General features: G+C 54.8%; 21 protein-coding genes and 1 riboswitch. Of the genes, 8 read left to right on the top strand and 13 right to left on the bottom strand.

Annotated features, from left to right (window positions below):
• Window positions 1–2: 2 nt before the first annotated feature.
• The 11 genes from mraY to leuO form a co-directional block, all read right to left on the bottom strand.
• Window positions 3–1085, bottom strand: coding sequence for a phospho-N-acetylmuramoyl-pentapeptide-transferase (gene mraY, locus HB664_RS06835; RefSeq protein ID WP_008501985.1), 1083 nt, complete (start codon window positions 1083–1085; stop codon window positions 3–5).
• Entirely contained in the window at window positions 1079–2437 is a 1359-nt protein-coding gene (murF, locus tag HB664_RS06830; RefSeq protein ID WP_219940525.1) for a UDP-N-acetylmuramoyl-tripeptide--D-alanyl-D-alanine ligase, read from the bottom strand. Before murF ends, mraY begins: the two co-directional genes overlap by 7 nt.
• Complete coding sequence (gene murE / locus HB664_RS06825; RefSeq protein WP_048979011.1) at window positions 2434–3921, bottom strand: UDP-N-acetylmuramoyl-L-alanyl-D-glutamate--2,6-diaminopimelate ligase; 1488 nt, start codon at window positions 3919–3921, stop codon at window positions 2434–2436. Before murE ends, murF begins: the two co-directional genes overlap by 4 nt.
• On the bottom strand, window positions 3908–5674 hold the full coding sequence (locus HB664_RS06820; RefSeq protein ID WP_033144627.1) for a peptidoglycan glycosyltransferase FtsI: 1767 nt from the start codon (window positions 5672–5674) through the stop codon (window positions 3908–3910). Before HB664_RS06820 ends, murE begins: the two co-directional genes overlap by 14 nt.
• Before the next feature lie 15 nt (window positions 5675–5689).
• On the bottom strand, window positions 5690–6055 hold the full coding sequence (gene ftsL / locus HB664_RS06815; RefSeq protein ID WP_008501989.1) for a cell division protein FtsL: 366 nt from the start codon (window positions 6053–6055) through the stop codon (window positions 5690–5692).
• Window positions 6052–6993 carry a 16S rRNA (cytosine(1402)-N(4))-methyltransferase RsmH gene (gene rsmH / locus HB664_RS06810; RefSeq protein ID WP_021240527.1) on the bottom strand — a complete coding sequence of 314 codons (942 nt, stop codon included), beginning with the start codon at window positions 6991–6993 and terminating at the stop codon, window positions 6052–6054. Before rsmH ends, ftsL begins: the two co-directional genes overlap by 4 nt.
• Window positions 6994–6995: 2 nt before the next feature.
• Window positions 6996–7454: a division/cell wall cluster transcriptional repressor MraZ gene (gene mraZ / locus HB664_RS06805; RefSeq protein ID WP_021240528.1), complete on the bottom strand. Its 459-nt coding sequence runs from the start codon at window positions 7452–7454 to the stop codon at window positions 6996–6998.
• A 599-nt stretch (window positions 7455–8053) separates the two neighbouring features.
• A complete protein-coding gene (cra, locus tag HB664_RS06800; protein WP_008501993.1) occupies window positions 8054–9061 on the bottom strand; it encodes a catabolite repressor/activator in 1008 nt (335 codons plus the stop codon).
• A gap of 179 nt (window positions 9062–9240) precedes the next feature.
• Window positions 9241–9732, bottom strand: coding sequence for an acetolactate synthase small subunit (gene ilvN, locus HB664_RS06795; RefSeq protein WP_023310389.1), 492 nt, complete (start codon window positions 9730–9732; stop codon window positions 9241–9243).
• Window position 9733: 1 nt separating this feature from the next.
• Window positions 9734–11458 (bottom strand): acetolactate synthase 3 large subunit, encoded by a 1725-nt coding sequence (ilvI, locus tag HB664_RS06790; protein ID WP_033144626.1) that lies wholly within the window; start codon window positions 11456–11458, stop codon window positions 9734–9736.
• 379 nt (window positions 11459–11837) lie between these two features.
• Entirely contained in the window at window positions 11838–12782 is a 945-nt protein-coding gene (gene leuO / locus HB664_RS06785) for a transcriptional regulator LeuO (protein ID WP_047060143.1), read from the bottom strand.
• A gap of 605 nt (window positions 12783–13387) precedes the next feature.
• Between leuO and leuL the strand changes: the two genes are divergently transcribed.
• The 7 genes from leuL (at window position 13388) to HB664_RS06750 (ending at window position 19988) form a co-directional block, all read left to right on the top strand.
• On the top strand, window positions 13388–13474 hold the full coding sequence (leuL, locus tag HB664_RS22990; protein WP_071786497.1) for a leu operon leader peptide: 87 nt from the start codon (window positions 13388–13390) through the stop codon (window positions 13472–13474).
• 91 nt (window positions 13475–13565) lie between these two features.
• On the top strand, window positions 13566–15137 hold the full coding sequence (leuA, locus tag HB664_RS06775; protein WP_029741222.1) for a 2-isopropylmalate synthase: 1572 nt from the start codon (window positions 13566–13568) through the stop codon (window positions 15135–15137).
• Complete coding sequence (gene leuB, locus HB664_RS06770; protein WP_047060144.1) at window positions 15137–16228, top strand: 3-isopropylmalate dehydrogenase; 1092 nt, start codon at window positions 15137–15139, stop codon at window positions 16226–16228. Before leuA ends, leuB begins: the two co-directional genes overlap by 1 nt.
• A 2-nt stretch (window positions 16229–16230) precedes the next feature.
• Window positions 16231–17631 (top strand): 3-isopropylmalate dehydratase large subunit, encoded by a 1401-nt coding sequence (gene leuC, locus HB664_RS06765; RefSeq protein ID WP_033144624.1) that lies wholly within the window; start codon window positions 16231–16233, stop codon window positions 17629–17631.
• A gap of 10 nt (window positions 17632–17641) precedes the next feature.
• Window positions 17642–18247, top strand: coding sequence for a 3-isopropylmalate dehydratase small subunit (gene leuD, locus HB664_RS06760; protein WP_039260825.1), 606 nt, complete (start codon window positions 17642–17644; stop codon window positions 18245–18247).
• A gap of 162 nt (window positions 18248–18409) precedes the next feature.
• On the top strand, window positions 18410–19300 hold the full coding sequence (locus HB664_RS06755) for a cation diffusion facilitator family transporter (protein ID WP_196354875.1): 891 nt from the start codon (window positions 18410–18412) through the stop codon (window positions 19298–19300).
• A 106-nt stretch (window positions 19301–19406) separates the two neighbouring features.
• Window positions 19407–19988: a cytochrome b/b6 domain-containing protein gene (locus HB664_RS06750; protein WP_045400998.1), complete on the top strand. Its 582-nt coding sequence runs from the start codon at window positions 19407–19409 to the stop codon at window positions 19986–19988.
• Window positions 19989–20036: 48 nt separating this feature from the next.
• Here HB664_RS06750 and HB664_RS06745 read toward each other — a convergent pair whose 3' ends face one another.
• Together HB664_RS06745 and sgrT are read right to left on the bottom strand one after the other, a co-directional pair.
• The gene (locus tag HB664_RS06745) at window positions 20037–21215 is read right to left on the bottom strand and encodes a sugar efflux transporter (protein ID WP_219940524.1); all 1179 of its coding nucleotides are present in this window, start codon (window positions 21213–21215) and stop codon (window positions 20037–20039) included.
• A 119-nt stretch (window positions 21216–21334) separates the two neighbouring features.
• Window positions 21335–21487 carry a glucose uptake inhibitor SgrT gene (gene sgrT / locus HB664_RS06740; RefSeq protein WP_023334488.1) on the bottom strand — a complete coding sequence of 51 codons (153 nt, stop codon included), beginning with the start codon at window positions 21485–21487 and terminating at the stop codon, window positions 21335–21337.
• A gap of 88 nt (window positions 21488–21575) precedes the next feature.
• On the opposite strand from sgrT, the gene sgrR reads away from it, so the two are divergent.
• Window positions 21576–23231: an HTH-type transcriptional regulator SgrR gene (gene sgrR / locus HB664_RS06735; RefSeq protein ID WP_033144620.1), complete on the top strand. Its 1656-nt coding sequence runs from the start codon at window positions 21576–21578 to the stop codon at window positions 23229–23231.
• Between the two features lie 36 nt (window positions 23232–23267).
• Window positions 23268–23368, top strand: a riboswitch (TPP riboswitch).
• Window positions 23369–23384 lie beyond the last annotated feature (16 nt).

The following is a 23384-nucleotide window of genomic DNA, read 5'->3' as shown; positions in this document are numbered from 1 at the left end:
GATTAACGTACCTTCAGCGTTGCCAGGCCAATCAGCACCAGCATCAGCGAAATAATCCAGAAGCGCACAATCACGCGCGGCTCCGGCCAGCCTTTCAGTTCATAGTGGTGGTGAATCGGCGCCATACGGAAGATGCGCTGACCGCGCAGCTTGAAGGAACCGACCTGCAAAATCACCGACAGGGTTTCAACCACAAACACGCCGCCCATGATCACCAGCAGGAACTCCTGACGCAGCAGTACGGCGATAATGCCGAGCGCACCGCCCAAAGCCAGAGAACCGACGTCACCCATAAAGACCTGCGCCGGATAGGTGTTGAACCACAGGAAGCCCAGCCCCGCGCCGACAATCGCCGTACAGACGATCACCAGCTCACCCGCATGGCGCAGATAAGGGATGTGCAGGTAGTTCGCAAAGTTCATGTTACCGGTCGCCCACGCCACCAGCGCAAAACCGGCGGCCACAAAGACGGTTGGCATAATGGCCAGGCCATCCAGACCGTCGGTCAGGTTAACGGCGTTACCGGTACCGACAATCACAAAGTAGGCCAGCAGGATGTAGAACAGCCCCAGCTGCGGCATCACGTCTTTAAAGAACGGCACGACCAGCTCGGTGGCAGGCGTGTCTTTGCCTGCCAGATACAGCGCGAAGGCCACGCCCAGCGCGATCACCGACATCCAGAAATACTTCCAGCGCGCGATCAGGCCTTTGGTATCTTTGCGGACGACTTTGCGGTAATCGTCCACAAAACCGATGATCCCATAACCCACCAGTACTGTCAGAACGCACCAGACGTACGGGTTGGAGGGATAGGCCCACAGCAACACGGAAACGACGATGGCGGTCAGGATCATGATCCCGCCCATGGTCGGCGTGCCGCGCTTGCTGAAGTGCGATTCCGGACCGTCGTTACGCACAACCTGGCCGAAAGAGAGTTTTTGCAGACGGGCAATCATGCGCGGGCCCATCCACAATGAGATGAACAGCGCAGTCAGCAGGCTGACGATGGCGCGAAACGTCAGATACGAAAAGACGTTAAAGCCTGAATAATATTTGACCAAATGTTCGGCCAGCCAAACTAACATGTCCCGTTCTCCTGTAATGCGTGCACAACCTCTTCCATGGCGGCACTACGTGAACCTTTCACTAACACAGTCACAATTTGTTTTTCGGTAATCAACGCCTTAAGGCGCGCTATCAACGCGGATTTGTCAGCAAAATGCTCGCCAACGCCGCTGGCTTGGCTAATCGCCTGGCTCAGTTTTCCTGCGCTCAGCACGCAGTCCAGCCCTGCCGCTTTCGCCGCTTCACCGACCTGGGAATGGCAGGCTTCGCTTTCGTCGCCCAGCTCTGCCATATCGCCCACCACCATGATGCGGTAGCCCAGCATTTCAGATAACACCTGCACCGCCGCCGTCATCGAGCCCACGTTCGCGTTGTAGGAGTCATCCAGCAGCAGCTTGTTTTCCGAAAGCTGAATCGGGAACAGACGCCCCGGCACGGCTTTCAGGTTCGCCAGCCCGGTCTTAATCGCTTCATGCGACGCGCCCACCGCCGTCGACAACGCCGCCGCCGCAAGCGCATTGGCGATGTTATGGCGACCCGGCAGCGGCAGCAGCACATCGACGCCACCCGTTGGGGTGGTGAGGGTGAACTCCGTGCCGTGCGACGTCACGTGGATATTGGTCGCGGTAAAATCACTGTTTGCCGCATTCGGCGAGAAGCGCCAGGTTTTACGCGAACCAATGATGCTTTGCCAGTTCAGCCAGTCGTTGTTGTCGGCGTTCAGGATGGCGATACCGTCATCCGGCAGACCGGTGTAAATCTCACCTTTGGCTTTCGCTACGCCTTCCAGCGAGCCAAAGCCTTCCAGATGCGCCGCCGCGAGGTTATTCACCAGCGCGGCTTCCGGGCGAGTCAGGCTCACGGTCCAGGCGATTTCGCCCTGGTGGTTTGCCCCTAACTCGATTACCGCAAATTCATGTTCTTTGGTCAGGCGGAGTAATGTCATCGGCACGCCGATGTCATTATTGAGGTTGCCCGCGGTATAAAGCGTATTCCCGCACTGGCTGAGGATCGCCGCCGTCATCTCTTTCACCGACGTCTTGCCTGATGAACCGGTCAAGGCGACAACGCGCGTAGGGACCTGCTGGCGAACCCAGGCGGCCAGCTCACCGAACGCGAGACGCGTATCTTTCACCACAATTTGTGGCAGATCGATATCGAGCTTGCGGCTGACGAGCAGCGCACCGGCGCCGTTCTCTTTGGCCTGTTCCGCAAAATCATGCGCGTCAAAACGCTCGCCTTTCAGCGCCACAAACAGACAGCCTGCGGTGATTTTGCGGGTGTCCGTCGTTACGGCATCAATGGTCAGGTCCAGCCCGTGCAGGTCGCCCTGCAGGATGGCAGCGGCCTGGCTTAACGTGATGCTAATCATGCCACGACTCCCAGCAGACGAGCTGCCGTTACGCGGTCCGAGTAGTCCAGACGGCGATTGCCAACGATCTGATAATCTTCATGGCCTTTGCCCGCCAGCAGGACAACATCATTCTCCTGCGCCTGCATGATGGTGTTGGTCACGGCTTCCGCACGGCCTTCCACCACGCGAGCGCGGCCCGCGTCCAGCATGCCCGCCAGAATGTCATTAATGATGGCGCGCGGCTCTTCAGTACGCGGGTTGTCATCGGTCACAACCGGAATATCTGCGAACTGCTCGGCAATAGCCCCCATCAGCGGGCGTTTGCCTTTATCGCGATCGCCGCCGCAGCCAAACACGCACCAGAGCTTACCGGCGCAATGCAGGCGCGCCGCTTCCAGCGCTTTTTCCAGCGCATCCGGCGTGTGGGCATAATCAACCACAACGGTCGGTTTCCCCGGCGCGCTGAACACTTCCATACGGCCGCAAACCGGCTGCAGACGCGCTGAGGTTTTCAGCAGTTCAGCCATCGGATAACCCAGCGCCAGCAGCGTTGCCAGCGCCAGCAGCAGGTTGCTGACGTTAAACGCGCCCATCAGGCGGCTTTCAATTTCGCCTTCACCCCAGGAAGAGGCAAAGCGGATTGTCGCCCCGCTGTCGTGATAATTCACCTCAACCGCCTTCAGCCAGCGGCCGTGGCAGTTCGGATTGATATGGTCTTCCATCGACACCGCAACCGCATCCGGCAGCTTCGCCAGCCAGCGGCGGCCCACTTCGTCGTCGGCGTTGATGATGGCTTGTCCGTAATGGTGAGTAGAGAACAGCAGCCATTTCGCGGCTTCGTAATGCTCCATATCTCCATGATAATCAAGATGATCGCGGCTCAGGTTGGTAAACACGGAAGCGGCAAATTTCAGCGCCGCGACGCGGTGCTGAACCAGACCGTGCGAAGAGACTTCCATCGCAGCAAAGGTTGCCCCCTGCCCTGCCAGACCGGCAAGCACATGCTGTACGTCTACGGCCGAGCCGGTGGTGTTTTCCGTCGGGCTCACTTTACCCAGCAGGCCGTTACCCACGGTACCCATCACCGCACCGGTTTCCCCCAGCAGTTGGGCCCACTGCGCCATGAGCTGCGTGGTGGTGGTTTTACCGTTCGTACCCGTGACGCCGACCAGGCGCAGCTGGTCGGAAGGTTCGTGATAAAAACGTCCTGCCAGCGCGGAAAGACGCTCGTTTAACTGGCTGAGATAGATGACCGGCACCCCGTGCATTTCACGGATCTCACCGTCGGTTGCCTCATCTTTGGCCTCAGCAATAATGGCAGCCACACCTTGCGCAATCGCCTGCGGGATATAACGACGCCCGTCCGCCTGATGACCGACCACCGCCACAAAAAGATCGCCAGAAGCAGCCACGCGGCTGTCCAGTACCATCTCTCGCAGTGCTCGCTCCGGTGCATTTGGCACCCACGGAGCGAGAAGGTCGCGCAAATTACGATCTGCCACCTGTACCCTCGCCTTGATTAATTACAAATTCACTTTTTTCGCCCGTCGCCAGCGCATCCGGTTCGATGTTCATGGTGCGTAACACGCCGCCCATGATAGCCCCGAACACAGGCGCGGAGACGGCGCCGCCGTAGTATTTCCCCGCCTGTGGATCGTTTATCACGACCACCAGCGCAAAACGCGGATTGCTTGCAGGCGCAACGCCTGCGGTATAGGCAATGTATTTGTTGATATAGCGGCCGTCCGGCCCTACTTTTTTCGCCGTACCGGTCTTGATGGCGATGCGATAACCTTTAATTGCCGCCTTCACGCCGCCGCCGCCGGGCAGCGCCACGCTTTCCATCATATGAACAACCGTACGGACAGTTGATTCCGGGAAGATACGCTCGCCGGGAACCGGTGGATCAACTTTGGTAATCGACAGCGGACGATAAACGCCATAGCTGCCGATCGTTGCGTAGACTCGCGCTAACTGTAACGGTGTTACCATTAGCCCGTAGCCGAAAGAGAAGGTGGCCCTCTCTATGTCAGACCACCGTTGTTTTTGAGGATATAAGCCACTGCGTTCTCCGACCAACCCCAAATTGGTCGCCTTTCCAAGTCCAAAACGTGAGTAAGTCTCTACTAACGCTGAGGACGGCATCGCTAACGCCAGCTTTGAAACACCGACGTTACTCGACTTCTGTAACACCCCGGTCAGGGTCAATTCGCTGTAGCGCGCCACGTCTTTGATCTCGTGGCCGTTAATTCGGTATGGAATGGTATTCAGGACGGTGTTTTCGTTGACGATACCGCGCTGAAGGGCAGTCATGACCACCATCGGCTTAACGGTCGAACCCGGTTCGAACACGTCGGTGATGGTACGGTTACGCATAATATCCTTCTGCGTACCGGTAAGATTGTTAGGGTTGTAGGACGGGCTATTGGCCATCGCCAGCACTTCACCCGTGTTGACATCGACTAACACGGCACTGCCCGATTCCGCTTTGTTGAAGGCCACGGCATTGTTCAGCTCGCGGTAAACCAGCGCCTGTAACCGCTCATCAATACTCAGGGCCAGATTGTGTGCGGCCTGGCTGTCCGTAGAGGAAATATCCTCGATCACGCGACCATAGCGGTCCTTACGCACAATACGCTCGCCGGGCTGGCCGGTGAGCCATTTATCAAAGCTTTTTTCAACGCCTTCAATCCCCTGGCTATCAACGTTAGTAAAGCCAATGAGGTGAGCAGTCACTTCGCCGGATGGATAGTAACGACGGGATTCTTCACGCAGATGGATCCCCGGCAGCTTCAATTTTTTGATGTAGTCCGCCATGTCAGGGTTAACCTGACGCGCCAGATAGATAAAGCGCCCTCGCGGGTTCGTATTTACGCGTGAAGCTAACTGGTCCAGCGGCATCTTCAGCGCATCCGCAAGGGCCTTCCAGCGGTTATCAAGCGTGATACCGCCAGCGTCGTGCAGCTCTTTCGGATCGGCCCAGATCGCCTTCACCGGCACGCTCACCGCCAGCGGACGCCCCGAACGGTCGGTGATCATCCCGCGGGATGTCGACACTTCCTGGACGCGCAGGGAGCGCATGTCGCCCTGACGCACCAGCATGTCAGGGGCGATGATTTGCAGCCAGGCCACGCGTCCCAGCAGAAAACCCAGAGCGAGTAAAATGCAGCCGCAAAGCAACGCAAAACGCCAACTGACAAAGTTGGCCTGTTCTTCCTGACGTTTTGGTTTTAGCGTTTTTGCCGCTGCTTTCATGCGTCGCGTTTTCCCTTATTTTTGTACTACGATATTTTCCTGCGAAGGATCAACATGCTGCAGTTGCAGCTTTTCCGTTGCGATCCGTTCAACCCGACTGTGATCGCCGAGCGCGTTTTCTTCAAGGATCAGATTTCGCCATTCAATATCCAGCGCATCGCGTTCCAGTACCATCTGCTCGCGTTGCGCAGTCAATAAACGTGTATGGTGGGCGGTGGTCACCACCGTAACTGCCGTGACAATGATGCAAATGAACAGACAGAGTGGCAGTTTCCCAAACCGCAAAAGATCGTCGCCGATCACGCCAGGCAAGGCATGGCGCTCGTTGCTTCCTAACGAATCCTTAACTTTGCTTAGGGTCTCTGTCACTCTGCCGATCATGCGTTCGTCCTCTCTGCAACACGCAGCACTGAACTACGGGCGCGTGGATTCTCTGCCACTTCTTCTTCGCCCGGCATCAACTTGCCTAATGCTCGCAACTGACGGCCACCCAGCTTCCTGAGTTGTTCTTCCGTCATCGGCAGCCCCGCTGGCACCTGTGGACCGCGGCTTTGCTCGCGCATAAAGCGTTTCACAATACGGTCTTCCAGCGAATGGAAGCTGATGATGGATAACCGCCCACCCGGGGCCAGCACGTCGAGCGAGCTTTTTAGCGCCAGCTCTATTTCCTCCAGTTCACTGTTTACCCAGATGCGAACCGCCTGGAAGGTACGGGTCGCGGGATGTTTGTGCTTATCCTTCACCGGTGTCGCCGCCGCGATCACTTCGGCCAACTCTTTGGTACGGGTCATGGGCTCAATGCGATTGCGCTCAACGATGGCGCGCGCAATACGTTTGCCAAAGCGCTCTTCGCCAAACGTTTTGATGACCCATGCAATATCTGCTTCGTCAGCGGTCTGTAACCACTCAGCGGCAGACTGACCGCGCGTCGGGTCCATACGCATGTCCAGCGGACCATCACGCATAAAGGAGAAACCACGTTCAGCGTCATCAAGCTGGGGTGAAGAGACGCCAAGATCGAGAAGAATCCCGTCGATCTTGCCCGTCAGGCCACGCTCGGCAACATAATCCGCGAGCGCAGAGAAAGGTCCATGCACGATGGAAAAGCGTGGGTCATTGATGGTTTGTGCAACGGCAATTGCCTGCGGATCGCGATCGATTGCCAGCAGACGTCCTTCCTCTCCAAGCTGGGAGAGAATCAAACGCGAGTGACCACCGCGACCAAACGTGCCATCAATGTAGATGCCATCCGGACGAATATTCAGACCGTTTACGGCCTCGTCCAGTAACACCGTTTTGTGTTTATAATTTTCCATCATATTTATAGAGACAAGTCCTGCAGCCGTTCCGATAATGTCGCGGAATCAGACTGCTCAGCGTCGATATCTTCCTTGACCTGTTGATACCAGGTCGTTTCATCCCACAGTTCAAACTTGTTGAACTGCCCGACCAGCATCACTTCTTTGGTCAGACCGGCATGTTGCCGCAACACAGGGGCAATCAGTAACCGCCCTGCGTTATCCATCTGACATTCACTGGCATGTCCCAATAACAGCCGCTGCACGCGGCGTTCCTGCGGGTTCATGCTCGACAGTCGCGACAGCTTTTGCTCAATAATTTCCCATTCAGGCAAGGGGTAAAGCAGCAGGCAGGGGGAGTTAATGTCAATGGTGCAAACCATTTGACCCGCAGCGTTCTCAATCAGCTGGTCGCGGTATCGGGTTGGTACCGATAAACGCCCTTTGCTGTCGAGATTGACTAACGTAGCTCCACGGAACATGCCAGTCTCACCCCTCCTCACCACTTTAACCCACAAATTCCCACCTAAAGGAGTTTACGGAGCGAGGGAAAAGCTTGTCAAGCCAGGACTCTCCCTATAAGGACCCGAAAGCCCTCTATTTACAGAGATAAACAGTCCTGGTTAATAACTGCACAACTGGCGAGGCAAAATTAACGTTATGAATATTTGTAAGAAAAAAACCGAATATGCACACTAGCGTTAAAGCTCACTCAATATCATCGCAGATAAATATAAAGTGTCAGTTTGCGACGCGGGCAGCATTTTATGACAGATTCTCAGGGGATAACAGCGCCAGATTCATCCAGGTGCCCGGTAAGCGCGGCGGTTGCCACGTAAGCTGAAGCAGTAAGAGGAAAAACGTCTGAATATTCATCGACCGAAGAGGGTTTGTAACAAAATAATACAAAGATAGCTGTTTAAAATCGCCCGCATGTTCTTTAAAAGGACAATTTAAAAGCCAGAATGAATTAAAAAAATAGGCGATTACGATCCCGCAAGAATTATCCTAATTTCTCTCCGGGAATTATCTGCACGAATAATCACAGCAAAATGGGGCAGATTTCTCCGCCCCGGTCATTTCATTTTTGGCGGCTTAAAATTCCGCGATGGTAGAGATTACGTTTGATACGCGTCAGACCCGGCTTCGGTTTGCGCGGCTCATCCAGGCTTGCCAGCACAATCTCAAGCACGCGTTCAGCCACATCGCGGTGACGCTGTGCTACCGCCAGCACCGGGCACTGCAGGAAGTCGAGCAGCTCATTATCCCCGAACGTGGCAATCGCCAGGTCGGAGGGCAGTTTACCTTCACGACGTAAGGTCACATCCATGACACCCTGCAACAGCGCAAATGACGTGGTGAACAACGCCTGAGGCATCGGATGCGTTTCCAGCCATTTCTCAAACAACTGCGCTGCGGCTTCACGTTCGTAGCTGTTGGCATAGAGGTAGTGAACCTCGCGCGGATCGTCTTTCCAGGCGGTTCTGAATCCCTGCTCACGCAGGAAGCTCACGGAAAGCTCGGGCAACGCGCCAAGATACAGCACTGTTTCAGCGGGGAACGTTCTCAGCTCTGCGGCCAGCATTTCGGCATCATCCTGATCCGCACCCACGACGCTGGTGAAATGCTCGCGATCGAGCGCGCGGTCCAGCGCAACGATTGGGAACGGGTCGTTCGCCCAGCGCTGGTAGAACGGATGCTCTGGCGGCAAGGAGGTCGACACGATGATGGCATCCACCTGGCGCTGGAGCAGATGCTCAATGCAACGCATTTCGTTGTCGGGCTGGTCTTCCGAGCAGGCAATCAGCAATTGATAGCCGCGCTGGCGCGCCTGACGTTCAAGATAGTTGGCGATACGGGTATAGCTGGTGTTTTCCAGGTCTGGGATCACCAGACCAATAGAGCGGGTACGCCCGGCACGCAGACCGGCTGCGACAGCATTCGGATGGTAGTTATGCTCACGAACCACCGCCATAACTTTTTCAACGGTCTTGTCGCTGACACGGTACTGCTTTGCTTTACCGTTAATCACATAGCTGGCCGTTGTTCGTGACACGCCGGCTAGCCGGGCGATTTCATCCAGTTTCACAATTGCCCCTTAAAAAAAGAAAAGAGTCCATGGCCCTGTCAAGGTTATGGTTAAATCTTTTAACATCTAAACGCAGAAAAGACTTCGCGGCAACCGCTTTTATCTGCGTTGTCGGCTGATTACGCAAAAAAAAGCCCGGCTTTGGTGACCGGGCAGAAAGAGGCGAACCTTTTTGGCAACTAACGCATGATTTTCTCGCCGCGTGACAGACCTACGACACCCGATCTCGCCACCTCGACAATTTTTGCGACGTCCCGCACGGACGCGAGGAAAGCATCCAGCTTGTCGCTTGTCCCGACCAGCTGCACAGTATAAAGAGAAGGCGTGACGTCGATAATTTGTCCGCGGAAAATATCCGCATTGCGTTTGACTTCATCACGCCCGTAGCCGCTGGCCTGGATTTTCACCAGCATGACCTCACGCTCAACGTAGGCCCCCTGCCCCAGCTCGCTCACGCGCAGTACGTCGACCAGCTTATGCAGCTGTTTTTCAATTTGCTCAAGCACTTTGGCATCGCCGACGGTTTGGATCGTCATGCGCGACAGCGTCGGGTCTTCCGTTGGGGCAACGGTCAGGCTTTCAATGTTATAACCGCGCTGGGCAAAAAGGCCAATGACGCGCGACAGTGCGCCAGACTCGTTTTCCAGTAAAACCGATAATATCCGGCGCATATCAGGTTCTCTCCGTTTTGCTTAACCACATTTCATCCATACCACCACCACGAATATGCATCGGATAAACGTGCTCGGTCCCATCAACAATCACATCCATAAAGACGAGGCGGTTGTTTTTTACGTGCTCAAGCGCTTGCGCGAGCTTCGTTTCCAGCTCAGCCGGATCGGTCACCCGCATGCCAACATGACCATAAGCTTCAGCAAGACGAACAAAATCCGGCAGCGATTTCATGTAGGACTGAGAGTGGCGGCCAGAGTAGATCATATCCTGCCACTGCTTCACCATACCGAGATACCCGTTATTCAGGTTCAGCACCAGTACCGGCAGTTCATATTGCAGCGCGGTAGACAGCTCCTGAATGTTCATCTGGATACTGCCGTCCCCCGTCACGCAGACGACGGTTTCATTCGGCAGCGCCAGCTTCACGCCCAGCGCGGCAGGCAGACCAAAGCCCATGGTTCCTAAACCACCGGAGTTGATCCAGTGTCGCGGTTTATCAAACGGGTAATACAGGGCGGCAAACATCTGATGCTGCCCCACGTCTGAGGTCACGTACGCCTCACCTTTCGTCAGTCGCCACACCGCTTCAATGACCGCCTGCGGCTTAATATTTTCACTTTGCGTGTCATATTTCAGGCACTGACGCGCGCGCCACTGTTCAATCTGCTGCCACCAGTCGCGGATCTCATCCAGCGGCTGGGTTGCACTCTCCTGGGTCAGCAGATCCAGCATTTGCTCCAGAACCTGCCGGGCATCACCGACGATCGGCACATCAGCCGACACCGTTTTTGAAATTGACGTTGGATCGATATCAATGTGCAGCACGGTAGCGTTCGGGCAATACTTCGCCAGGTTGTTGGTGGTGCGGTCGTCAAAGCGCACGCCCACGGCAAAGATCACATCGGAATGATGCATCGTCATGTTGGCTTCATAGGTACCGTGCATACCCAGCATTCCCAGCGCCTGACGATGGGTGGCAGGGAACGCCCCCAGCCCCATCAGCGACGACGCAACGGGAAGGTTAAGCTTTTCAATCAGTTCACGAAGCTGGGCTTCACAGGCAGAGTTGATCGCCCCGCCACCGACATAGACCACCGGTTTTTTGGCTGCCAGAAGCGTTTGCAACGCTCGCTTGATCTGACCTTTATGCCCCTGCGTTGTGGGATTATAAGAGCGCATGCTGACCGATTCCGGCCAGACATAAGGCAGCTTGTTTGCCGGGTTGAGAATATCTTTAGGCAGATCGACCACCACCGGTCCCGGACGTCCGCTCGCCGCCAGCCAGAAGGCTTTTTTCAGTACGCCGGGAATGTCTTCTGTTTGCTTGACCAGAAAGCTGTGCTTCACAACGGGACGCGAAATCCCAACCATGTCGCACTCCTGAAACGCATCGTAGCCAATCAGTGAGGTTGCCACCTGCCCGGAGAGGATCACCAGCGGGATAGAGTCCATATAGGCCGTCGCAATCCCGGTAATGGCGTTTGTCGCGCCGGGGCCAGACGTGACTAACACCACGCCCACTTCACCCGTCGCACGTGCCAGGCCGTCAGCCATGTGTACCGCCGCCTGCTCGTGACGTACCAGAACATGGTCAATGCCCCCAACCGTATGCAGCGCATCATAAATATCGAGAACCGCACCGCCAGGGTAGCCGAACACTTGCTTTACGCCCTGATCGATCAGCGACCGAACGACCATTTCCGCGCCAGACAACATCTCCATGCTTTGCCTCCAGGCATTTTGTTATAGACGGACTGCCGAATTCATTTCCGCACCGTCTTACGATTGGGATGAACCAATCTTATATTTTGCAGAGTGTTCTTTACCTTAACCGCTCGTTATGAGGCAGGCAATTAGCAAACCCGGGGAGATAAACGGTGCGTAAAGCAGAAAAAGCAGCCGTTCACAGAAGATATGGTTAATTCCTCTGGGAATAGAGAGTGAGGTGATAAATCATCGCTGAAAAGCGCGACAATGCAGGAAATCATCTATTTTTGCGTGCCGTAGAGCAGCCAAAAAAAATCATCACAGAACAAAATAGCAGTTATCTAAAAAAACTCAGGATAAATCACATAAACCGATGCGATTTATCCTGATGCGTTTACCGGCGACAGATGCCAACCAGCAACTCTTCCATCCACTGATGTCCTTTATCCCGGCCCGCTGCTTCATGCCAGGAAAGATAACAGGTACGGCTATTTAGCTTGAGCGGCAGAGGCAAAATTTGCAGATTTAAAGGGTCAGAAAACTCTTCTGCCAGCCAGCGCGGCGCAATTGCCACCAGCTGTGTCTGGGAAACCACGTTTAATACGCTGACCATGGCCATGCCCTGATAAGCCACGCTCGCCTGTTTATCCGCAGTGTCATACCACGGCAGGCTAAAGGAAGCATATCTGTCGAGCGCAACAACGGCGTGCTGCTCGTTATAAACATCGTTTTCTCGCAGCGGAGAATTCAGGCGCGGGTGTTTTTTACTGGCGACCAAAACCATTTCATCTTTAAACAGCGGCACGCAGGAAAATTCCGGACGACGGAACTCTTCATACCCCAGAACGAATTCGATCTCCTGATAGCGTAACTGATGTTCTGTGTTTTGATTCAGGGATGATTTAAAAACAAGATTGATATTTGGTGCGATCTCTTCAACTTTATTATAGATAATCGACGTTAAATAATTATCTAAAGGGCTACAGACACAAAGATGGAATACGCGCTCGCTGCTTAATGGTTCAAAGCCCGATCCCGGCAGCTCATTTTGGACCAGTTGCAACGCCTGACGAATGGAGCCAAACAGCTGGAATGCGCGCGCCGTAGGCTGGATCCCCCTCCCGTAGCGAACAAATAATTCGTCGTTAAACATAAGCTTAAGCCTGGCAACGGCATTACTCACGGCAGGTTGTGACATCCCCAAGGTTTGGGCAGCGCGGGTGATATTCTGTTCCTGCATGACAGCATCAAACACCGTCAGAAGATTCAGATCCACCGTGCGTAACTGTGGTTTAATCCCATCAGTAGCTTGAGGTTGTTTAATATTATTTTCTGGCACTTCTGACTCCACTGTCACGCTACACCCCTTTGCCAACGTACGGTAATAATCCTGAAAAATATCATTTATCATGCAAATACGATCAGCGAAAGAGAATTATTTAAAATTCGGAATAAATAAAGACTGTATATTAACGAAAATTAATGAACAAAACTGATATGTTTGACTTTAGGATTTAAATGAAACCATAAATCAAACCAATATACAATTGCCGTCAGGTTAATGATGGCTTAAGTATTATTAAACTGTTATTACTATCGCCCTACAGTTAGTTAACAACCTGTTATCTCTATTCGATTTCCAGCATTCCGGAAAAGATTCACTGCATTTATAAGTTTATGATATCAAAACTATTTAAACACAAAGCATCCTCATAAAACATTTCACTCATTTTTAAACATTTATATTTATTGGTTTCTGCAACTCTTTTCTCAAGTCCAAAATTAGACAATTAATCGGGTCAAAAAAGCTAAAACCAGCACAATTAGCTAAAGTGAATACCCGGTTGATTCCATCTGTCGGGCCCGTTTTCATCCTCAGGGGTTGACATGAACAACCGTATCCAGTACCACTAAAAGCATATTGAATTTAACGGAGCACGATTCATGACACGCACCATTCGTTTCACCGGTCTACTACTACTAAACGCATCCACTGTGCGCGGTAGACTGGCGGGCGAAATTCAGCGTTGAATCGTCACCAGTAAGACTAGAAACCCGCGCCACTGCGCGGGTTTTTTTATGCTCGTAGCAAGGCGCCCTAAGACTGACAAGGACCTAACCCATGAGCCAGCAAGTCATTATTTTCGATACAACTTTACGTGACGGTGAACAGGCATTACAGGCAAGCCTGAGTGTAAAAGAGAAACTGCAGATCGCGCTGGCTCTCGAACGTATGGGTGTTGACGTGATGGAGGTCGGTTTCCCTGTCTCTTCCCCGGGTGATTTCGAATCCGTACAGACCATTGCGCGCACCATTAAAAACAGCCGCGTCTGTGCCCTGGCGCGCTGCGTAGAGAAAGACATCGACGTCGCCGCCGAGTCGCTGAAGGTCGCCGAAGCGTTCCGTATCCACACCTTTATTGCTACCTCGCCTATGCACATCGCAACCAAGCTGCGCAGCACGCTGGATGAGGTGATTGAGCGCGCGGTCTACATGGTTAAACGCGCACGCAACTATACCGATGACGTTGAGTTCTCCTGTGAAGATGCGGGCCGTACGCCAATCGAAGACCTGGCGCGCGTTGTGGAAGCCGCCATCAACGCGGGCGCGAAAACCATCAACATCCCGGACACCGTCGGCTACACCATGCCGTTTGAGTTCTCCAACATCATCACCGGCCTGTATGACCGTGTGCCGAATATTGATAAAGCAATTATCTCCGTCCACACCCATGATGATTTGGGTCTGGCCGTAGGCAATGCCATCGCCGCCGTCCACGCTGGCGCGCGTCAGGTAGAAGGCGCGATGAACGGTATCGGCGAACGCGCGGGCAACTGTTCGCTGGAAGAAGTGATCATGGCGATCAAAGTGCGCAAAGACATCATGGACGTGCACACCCGCATCAATCACAACGAAATCTGGCGCACCAGCCAGACCGTCAGCCAGATTTGCAACATGCCCATTCCGGCTAACAAAGCGATTGTCGGTACCGGCGCCTTCGCGCACTCCTCCGGTATTCACCAGGATGGCGTCCTGAAGAATCGTGAAAACTACGAAATCATGACCCCGGAATCCATCGGCCTGAATCAGGTGCAGTTGAACCTGACCTCCCGTTCCGGTCGCGCGGCGGTTAAACACCGTATGGAAGAGATGGGTTATAAGGACAGCGATTACAACATGGACCAGCTGTACGACGCGTTCCTGAAACTGGCCGACAAAAAAGGCCAGGTGTTCGACTATGACCTGGAAGCGCTGGCCTTTATTAACAAGCAGCAGGAAGAGCCGGAGCACTTCCGTCTGGATTACTTCAACGTGCAGTCCGGCTCCAGCGACATCGCCACCGCCTCGGTCAAACTGGCCTGCGGCGATGAAATTAAAGCAGAGGCCGCTAACGGTAACGGCCCTGTCGATGCCATCTATCAGGCGATTAATCGCGTCACCGAGTACGACGTTGAGCTGGTGAAATATGACCTGACGGCCAAGGGCCACGGCAAAGATGCACTGGGTCAGGTCGACATTGTTGTTACCCACAATGGCCGCCGCTTCCACGGCGTGGGGCTGGCGACCGATATCGTTGAATCCTCCGCGAAAGCGATGGTGCATGTTCTGAACAACATCTGGCGCGCCGCCGAAGTCGAAAAAGAGTTGCAACGCAAAGCTCAGAATAAAGAGAACAACAAGGAAACCGTGTAATGTCGAAGAATTACCATATTGCTGTGTTGCCGGGCGACGGTATTGGTCCGGAAGTGATGGCACAGGCGCTGAAAGTACTGGAAGCCGTTCGCGCGCGTTTTGCGATGAAAATCACCACCAGCCACTACGACGTGGGCGGTATTGCGATTGATAACCACGGTACGCCGCTGCCGAAAGCGACCGTGGAAGGCTGCGAAAATGCCGATGCCGTGCTGTTTGGTTCCGTCGGTGGCCCGAAATGGGAACACCTGCCGCCGGCAGAGCAGCCTGAACGCGGCGCGCTGCTGCCGCTGCGTAAACATTTCAAGCTGTTCAGCAACCTGCGTCCGGCGAAGCTGTATCAGGGTCTGGAAGAGTTCTGCCCGCTGCGCGCGGATATCGCCGCCAACGGTTTCGACATTCTGTGCGTGCGTGAACTGACCGGCGGGATCTATTTCGGTCAGCCAAAAGGACGCGAAGGCAGCGGACAACACGAGAAAGCGTTCGACACCGAGGTGTATCACCGTTTCGAAATCGAACGTATCGCCCACATCGCGTTCGAGTCGGCGCGCAAACGCCGCCATAAAGTGACCTCCATTGATAAAGCGAACGTGCTGCAGTCTTCCATTTTGTGGCGCGAGATCGTCAGCGAAGTCGCTAAGCAGTACCCGGACGTCGCGCTGTCGCACATGTACATCGACAACGCGACCATGCAGCTGATTAAAGATCCGTCCCAGTTTGACGTGCTGCTGTGCTCCAACCTGTTCGGCGATATCCTCTCTGACGAGTGCGCAATGATCACCGGCTCGATGGGCATGCTGCCCTCCGCAAGCCTGAATGAAGAAGGCTTTGGCCTGTACGAGCCTGCGGGCGGCTCCGCGCCGGATATTGCCGGCAAAAATATTGCCAACCCGATTGCGCAGATCCTCTCCCTGGCCCTGCTGCTGCGCTACAGCCTGGATGCAGGCGAGGCGGCAACCGCAATTGAAAACGCCATTAACCGGGCGTTAGAAGAAGGCGTCCGTACCGGCGATTTAGCACGCGGCACGGCGGCAGTCAGTACCGATGAAATGGGCGACATCATTGCCCGCTATGTCGCTGAAGGGGTGTAATCATGGCTAAGACGTTATATGAAAAGTTGTTTGATGCGCACGTTGTTTACGAGGCACCGAACGAAACCCCGCTGCTGTACATTGACCGTCATCTGGTGCACGAAGTGACCTCTCCTCAGGCATTTGACGGCCTGCGCGCGCACAAGCGTCCGGTACGTCAGCCGGGTAAAACCTTCGCGACGATGGATCACAACGTTTCCACCCAGACCAAAGACATCAATGCCTCGGGTGAGATGGCGCGTATCCAGATGCAGGAGCTGATTAAGAACTGCAATGAATTTGGCGTTGAGCTGTACGACCTGAACCATCCGTATCAGGGTATCGTCCACGTGATGGGGCCAGAGCAAGGGATCACCCTGCCGGGCATGACCATCGTCTGCGGTGACTCCCATACCGCGACCCACGGCGCGTTTGGCGCTCTGGCGTTCGGGATTGGCACTTCCGAGGTGGAACATGTGCTGGCAACGCAGACCCTGAAACAGGGCCGCGCCAAAACCATGAAGATTGAAGTGAAGGGTAAAGCCGCACCGGGTATTACCGCAAAAGACATCGTGCTGGCCATCATCGGTAAAACAGGCAGCGCAGGCGGCACCGGTCACGTTGTTGAGTTCTGCGGGGAAGCCATCCAGGCGCTGAGCATGGAGGGGCGCATGACCCTGTGCAATATGGCGATTGAGATGGGCGCAAAAGCCGGTCTGGTCGCGCCGGACGAAACCACCTTCAACTACGTGAAGGGTCGTCTGCACGCGCCGAAAGGTCAGAATTTTGACGACGCGGTAGCGTACTGGAAAACCCTGAAAACCGACGATGGCGCAGCCTTTGACACCGTCGTCACTCTTCAGGCAGAAGAGATTGCGCCTCAGGTGACCTGGGGCACCAATCCGGGCCAGGTGATTTCCGTTAACGACAATATCCCTGACCCGGCATCCTTTACCGATCCGGTCGAGCGCGCCAGTGCGGAAAAAGCGCTGGCCTACATGGGGCTGAAGCCCGGCGTGCCGTTGACCGATGTCGCCATTGATAAAGTCTTTATCGGTTCCTGCACCAACTCCCGTATCGAAGATTTGCGTGCCGCAGCCGAGATTGCCAAAGGCCGCAAAGTGGCGCCAGGCGTTCAGGCGCTGGTGGTACCTGGCTCCGGCCCGGTGAAAGCCCAGGCGGAAGCCGAAGGTCTGGATAAGATCTTTATCGAAGCGGGCTTCGAGTGGCGTCTGCCCGGCTGCTCCATGTGTCTGGCCATGAACAACGATCGCCTGAATCCGGGCGAGCGCTGCGCCTCCACCAGCAACCGCAACTTTGAAGGCCGTCAGGGCCGCGGTGGGCGTACCCATCTGGTCAGCCCGGCAATGGCCGCCGCTGCGGCAGTCACCGGCCATTTCGCCGATATTCGCAGCCTGAAATAAGGAGACAATCATGGCAGAGAAATTTACCCAACATACGGGCCGGGTTGTCCCGCTGGACGCTGCTAACGTCGATACTGACGCTATTATTCCAAAACAGTTTCTGCAGAAAGTGACGCGTACCGGTTTCGGCGCACATCTGTTTAACGACTGGCGTTTCCTGGACGATAAGGGAGAAGTGCCTAATCCGGAATTCGTTCTGAACTTCCCGGAATATAAAGGCGCCTCCATTTTGCTGGCACGCGAAAACTTTGGCTGCGGCTCATCCCGTGAACACGCGCCATGGGCGCTCACCGACTACGGTTTTAAAGTGGTCATTGCCCCAAGCTTCGCGGATATTTTTTACGGTAACAGCTTCAACAACCAGCTGCTGCCCGTCACGCTGAGCGATGAACAGGTCGATGAGTTGTTCGCGCTGGTTAAGGCGAATCCGGGCATTTCATTTGAAGTGGATCTGGAAGCAGAAGTGGTGAAAGCCGGGGATAAGACCTACAGCTTCAGCATTGATGCGTTCCGCCGTCACTGCATGCTTAACGGTCTGGACAGCATTGGTTTAACTCTCCAGCACGACGCGGCGATTGCCGCTTACGAAAACAAACAACCTGCATTTATGAAATAACCCTCCGGCCTGCAGTCCATTCTGCAGGCCGCGTTTTATCCCGATACCCGCCTCCTTCTGTAAATACTTCCCAAACCCAGCCAATAATGACGTTATATTTAATGTTAATTTAATGTTTCCTGCGCAGAATAACCGCTCAATCAGCTGGCAGCGGAAATAATCATGGAAAAGAAAAATGGCAATGAGTCTCATATCCGTTCTCGGGAAATACATAAATGCACATTAGTGAGCGTAATAATAAATAGTTTACTCACCGCCTTTCAGATACTTGCAGGGATATTCTCCGGCTCACAAGGTTTAATTGCTGATGGGATTCATTCTCTTTCCGATTTATCCTCCGACTTTGTCGTTCTGGTTGCGAATAAAAAGAGTCAGAAAGCCTCTGATATCGATCATCATTACGGTCATCTGCGTTTCGAAAACGGCGCAAAGCTCATTATTGGCGCTATTCTGCTGCTTGTGGGGGTCGGGATGCTCTGGTCCGCAGGCAATAAACTGCTTCACCCCGAGACGCATCAGCTGGTGAAAGGGGCCGCGTTGTGGGTGGCGATTCTGGCGCTGGTGGTAAAGGAAAGCCTGTTCAGATACATGTTTGCCACGGGAAAACGTATTCAGTCCTCGCTGCTGATAGCCAATGCCTGGCATGCCCGTTCTGACGCAGCGTCGTCAGTGGTTGTCGCCATCGGCATTGCCGGGAATTTAGTGGGCTTTCACGCGATGGACCTCATTGCGGCCCTGATTGTCGGAGTATTCATCGCCCACATGGGTTACAAATTTTCTGCCGATGCCCTGCACGATTTGATGGACCGTTCGCTTGAGCCCGAGCTGGAGCACGACATCAAAACGTGTCTTCTCGCAACCGAGGGCGTCACCGGACTCCATGATTTAAAAACCCGCAAGATGGGCGATTTAGCCCTTGTCGATGTCCATCTGGAAGTGAACGGCGAATTAAGCGTAAAAGAAGGACATCAGATTGCCGTGAATGCCAGAAATAACGTGATGCAAAAATTCAATGTGCTGAACGTGATGACGCATATTGATCCTGCCCACTAACCGGAACGCATAAATACAGTGTGACGCAAGCGACCGTTAAGGTTTCGTTAATTAATCTGCGTCACACTGCATCGCATCAGCTCTCTCATTATTGAGGTAAAAAGCGATGAAACCAACATTACGCGATACGCTTCCCCATAAAGAAACGCCTTTTCTTCGCATACTGCACATTCTTGTGGCCGTACTGGTCCTCGCCCAGATTATCAATTCTAATTTCACCGAAAGTGAAGCCCTCCACGAATCCGGGCTGAACGGAATTGTCACCTGGATCCATGTTATCTCCGGGTTTGGTTTAATTTTTTGTGGCATTGCCATGATGGCATGGATGTTAACCCAGCGCGGATTTAAGTATTACTTCGCCTGGCTGGCGCTGGATTTTCGCGGAATTGTTGACGATATTCGCACCCTCGCGCAGCGTCAGCTTCCTGACGCGCATGCAGGCGGTATGGCGGCAACGGTGCAAGGTCTGGGCGTGCTGGCGCTGCTGGGCGTTGCACTCTGCGGCGCGGCCTGGTTCGTGCTGAACGCCACGCTCGGGCCGGTATCGTCCGTCACGGAATCCGTCTTGGATTTGCATAAATTCCTGACGGTCTTTATTGAGACATATTTCTGGGCACACGGCTTCATGGGCCTCGTTCATATGTACCTGACGCTACGCGCGCAGCGTAAATACCAGTATTCAGAATAAAACGGTTCACAGAGCCCGGCGTTCCCGGGCTCCGTTTCGTTCATCCGATCACACGTCTTTTACGCGGCAGGTCAGCAGAAGCGTCACGATGGATAGCGCCGCAATCATCCAGTAGACAGACGCATGCCCGTAGCTTTGCGCCAGCGCCCCCTGAATCACGCCCGCCAGAATCACCCCGGTTGAAATGCTGTTGGTAAAAAGCGTGGTCGCCGAGCCGGCACGACCGGGCATGAGATCCTGAAACCAGAGCATGCCGATCCCGGCAACAATCCCAATAAACACGGCGTTAAACAGCTGCAGCGCCAGCAACGCTTCCCGCGAATGGAAAAGGATCAGCCCCGCGTAGAACAGCACCCCGGCCGCCACGGCGACAATCATCATCCTGCGCTTTCCAAAGCGCTTAACGTAGTAACCCGCCAGAATCATTGCCGGAATTTCCAGCCCGGCGGCAGTTCCCATCAAGATCCCCGCAAGCTTGTCCGGCAGGCCCAGATCGCTGCTGATCCACAGCGGCATATCGATGATGTACATGGTGTTGCAGGTCCACATCAGCGTGGAGGCAATAAACAGCATGCGGACGTTTTTGTCCTGCCAGCCGCTCACCTCGGTGACAGGTTTATCCGTCGTCTGTTCGACGCGCGCCACGGACGGCAGCGCGAAGGCAATCAGCGCCAGGCTGATGACAAAAATCCCGGCGGCGATGGAAAACATGGTGGTAAAGCCGTAGTTCAACGCCAGCATAAAGGCCAGCGGCGGGCCAATGACCCACGCCAGCGAAAGCTGGGCGCGCATCACCGAGCTGAACATCACCACTTCACGCGCCGAGTTATCCGCGTATTCACGGGCCAGCGCGAACAGCTGCGGCATGGCGGTGTTCGCCAGCGACGCCAGCAGCACGCCGCAGGTAATAAGCGTCAGATAATGACGGTTGAAGGCAAAGAGCAGCGCGTTGCCCACGGCCATGGCGCAGCAAAAGAGGATCAGCCTGCGGCGATCGCCATGGCTGTCCGATCGTTTCGCCAGCGCGAGGCTGACCAGGATCCCGGCAATGGCGTTAACGGTGTAAAACAGGCCGACCCAAAACGGCTGCGCCCCCACCTCGCGGCTGAGAAACAGGCTCAGCGTCGGCGCCTGCAGCGCCCCCGCCACGCCCATCATAAAGGCCACCAGCATAAAAGCGGCATACACGCCGTTAAGGCGTCGCCCCATCGTCATCAACCAGAGCATGCGCAAGTCCTTGTGAAAGCGAATCGAAATTGGGTGAATAGTAAACGAAAAAAGCCAGCAAAAACATTTTGCTGGCGGGTGATAAGCACCAATACTCAGTCACACATGATCGAGGCGAGTTAGCGGGAAGAGGTCGGTGTTGTAACGTCCCACTGCATCAATTCTTCTAACGTTTTCAGCCGTTGCTCTGCACACCGGCGGGCCAGCCAGGACGATCCTTTTGTCGCTGAAAAGTACTGCTGATAGAACTGACGTGCGGTAGACCTCTTCATTATTTACCTCCTCGCTTCATCGGGGAGAATTATTGGCCTAATATAGGGATAAATAAATTGCTGGTTTTTTGTCAGGAGTTCCCCTTTTATGCCTTCCGGTCGTCTGCAACAACAGTTTATCCGCCTCTGGCAGTGCTGCGAGGGGCAATCGCAGGAGACTACGCTCAACGAGCTGGCTGACCTGCTTAGCTGCTCCCGCCGCCATATGCGCACGCTGCTCAACACCATGCAGCAGCAGGGCTGGTTAAGCTGGGAAGCGGAGGCGGGACGCGGCAAACGTTCGCGGCTGACCTTCCTCTATACCGGGCTGGCGCTGCAGCAGCAGCGCGCGGAAGATCTGCTCGAGCAGGACCGCATCGATCAGCTGGTCCAGCTGGTGGGCGACAAAGCCGCCGTGCGCCAGATGCTGGTTTCCCATCTCGGGCGCAGCTTTCGTCAGGGCCGCCACATTCTGCGAGTGCTCTATTACCGTCCGATGAAAAATCTGTTGCCCGGCACGGCCTTACGCCGCTCAGAAACCCACATGGCCCGGCAAATCTTCAGCGGCCTGACGCGGATAAATGAGGAAAACGGGGAACTGGAGGCGGATATCGCGCACCACTGGCAGCAGCTTTCCCCGCGCCACTGGCGCTTCTTTTTACGCCCCGGCATCCACTTTCACCACGGCCGCGAGCTGGAAATGCACGACGTCATCGCCTCCCTGGAACGTGCCCGCAGGCTACCGCTCTACTCGCATATCTCCCGCATCCACTCGCCCACGGCCTGGACGCTGGATATTGAGCTGTCGCAACAGGATAAGTGGCTTCCCTGGCTGCTGGGCTACGTGCCGTCGATGATTTTGCCCGGCGAGTGGGAATCAATGAACAATTTTGCCAGCCTGCCGATTGGCACCGGGCCCTACTCCGTGTCCCGCAATAACAGCAATCAGCTGAAAATCCGCGCGTTCGACGACTACTTTGGCTATCGGGCGCTGATCGACGAAGTGAACGTCTGGGTATTGCCGGATCTCAATGAAGACCTGAGCTGCGGGCTGACGCTGGAAGGCCCCACCACGGGAGAAAAAGCCGTGGAGAGTCGCCTTGAGGAAGGGTGTTACTATCTCCTGTTTGACCGCCGCACCCACCGTGGGGCAAACCAGGCCGTCCGCAAGTGGGTTAGCCACGTTTTGTCCCCTTCCAATCTGATTTACCATGCGGAAGAGCAGTACCAGACATACTGGTTCCCGGCGTACGGCCTGCTTCCGCGCTGGCACCACGCCCGCCCGGTTCACTGTGACAAACCCGCAGGGCTGGAGTCCATCACCCTGACCTACTACCGCGAACACGTGGAGCATCGTTTTATCGCCAGAATCATGACCCGGCTGCTGGCAGCCGAGGGGGTCACGTTAGAGGTCAGGGAAGTGGACTATGACGAATGGCATCAGGGGGAGATAGCCAGTGATATCTGGCTCAACAGCGCCAACTTTACCCTGCCGCTCGATTTTTCCCTTTTCTCGCATCTGTATGAAGTCCCGCTGATCCAGCACTGCATCGACCGTGACTGGCAGCAGGATGCCGCCCTGTGGCGCGCGGGCGAAATGAATCTTGCAGCGTGGTGCCAGCAGCTGCTGGCCGAGCAGGCGATCGTACCGTTGATTCACCACTGGCTGATGATCCAGGGCCAGCGCAGCATGCGCGGCCTGCGGATGAACACCCTGGGCTGGTTTGATTTTAAATCCGCCTGGTTTGCGCCGCCGGAGCCATAACGCTTTCGTAATATTCACCAAATCATTACAATAGCGCCGTTCTCAACGGGGTGCTGCATCACAGATGTGCGCTGAGATAATACCCGTCGAACCTGATCCGGATAACGCCGGCGAAGGGATTTGAGGCTGTCTCTCAAAATCCTTTGCCACTCA

The sequence above is a fragment of the Enterobacter sp. DNB-S2 genome (genome assembly GCF_019443845.1).
Lineage (GTDB): Bacteria > Pseudomonadota > Gammaproteobacteria > Enterobacterales > Enterobacteriaceae > Enterobacter > Enterobacter asburiae_B.
Note: the sequence above shows the minus strand (reverse complement) of the source record. Positions and strands in the feature narration are given on the sequence as shown.

Coding starts and splice junctions, on each gene's coding strand:
- leuC (WP_033144624.1), top strand. CDS start 16,231: ATGGCTAAGACGTTATATGAAAAGTTGTTTGATGCGCACGTTGTTTAC.
- mraZ (WP_021240528.1), bottom strand. CDS start 7,454: ATGTTCCGTGGAGCTACGTTAGTCAATCTCGACAGCAAAGGGCGTTTA.
- leuB (WP_047060144.1), top strand. CDS start 15,137: ATGTCGAAGAATTACCATATTGCTGTGTTGCCGGGCGACGGTATTGGT.
- mraY (WP_008501985.1), bottom strand. CDS start 1,085: ATGTTAGTTTGGCTGGCCGAACATTTGGTCAAATATTATTCAGGCTTT.
- ilvI (WP_033144626.1), bottom strand. CDS start 11,458: ATGGAGATGTTGTCTGGCGCGGAAATGGTCGTTCGGTCGCTGATCGAT.
- sgrR (WP_033144620.1), top strand. CDS start 21,576: ATGCCTTCCGGTCGTCTGCAACAACAGTTTATCCGCCTCTGGCAGTGC.
- HB664_RS06745 (WP_219940524.1), bottom strand. CDS start 21,215: ATGCTCTGGTTGATGACGATGGGGCGACGCCTTAACGGCGTGTATGCC.
- HB664_RS06750 (WP_045400998.1), top strand. CDS start 19,407: ATGAAACCAACATTACGCGATACGCTTCCCCATAAAGAAACGCCTTTT.
- leuL (WP_071786497.1), top strand. CDS start 13,388: ATGACACGCACCATTCGTTTCACCGGTCTACTACTACTAAACGCATCC.
- HB664_RS06755 (WP_196354875.1), top strand. CDS start 18,410: ATGGAAAAGAAAAATGGCAATGAGTCTCATATCCGTTCTCGGGAAATA.
- leuA (WP_029741222.1), top strand. CDS start 13,566: ATGAGCCAGCAAGTCATTATTTTCGATACAACTTTACGTGACGGTGAA.
- HB664_RS06820 (WP_033144627.1), bottom strand. CDS start 5,674: ATGAAAGCAGCGGCAAAAACGCTAAAACCAAAACGTCAGGAAGAACAG.
- ftsL (WP_008501989.1), bottom strand. CDS start 6,055: ATGATCGGCAGAGTGACAGAGACCCTAAGCAAAGTTAAGGATTCGTTA.
- rsmH (WP_021240527.1), bottom strand. CDS start 6,993: ATGATGGAAAATTATAAACACAAAACGGTGTTACTGGACGAGGCCGTA.
- murF (WP_219940525.1), bottom strand. CDS start 2,437: ATGATTAGCATCACGTTAAGCCAGGCCGCTGCCATCCTGCAGGGCGAC.
- sgrT (WP_023334488.1), bottom strand. CDS start 21,487: ATGAAGAGGTCTACCGCACGTCAGTTCTATCAGCAGTACTTTTCAGCG.
- leuD (WP_039260825.1), top strand. CDS start 17,642: ATGGCAGAGAAATTTACCCAACATACGGGCCGGGTTGTCCCGCTGGAC.
- ilvN (WP_023310389.1), bottom strand. CDS start 9,732: ATGCGCCGGATATTATCGGTTTTACTGGAAAACGAGTCTGGCGCACTG.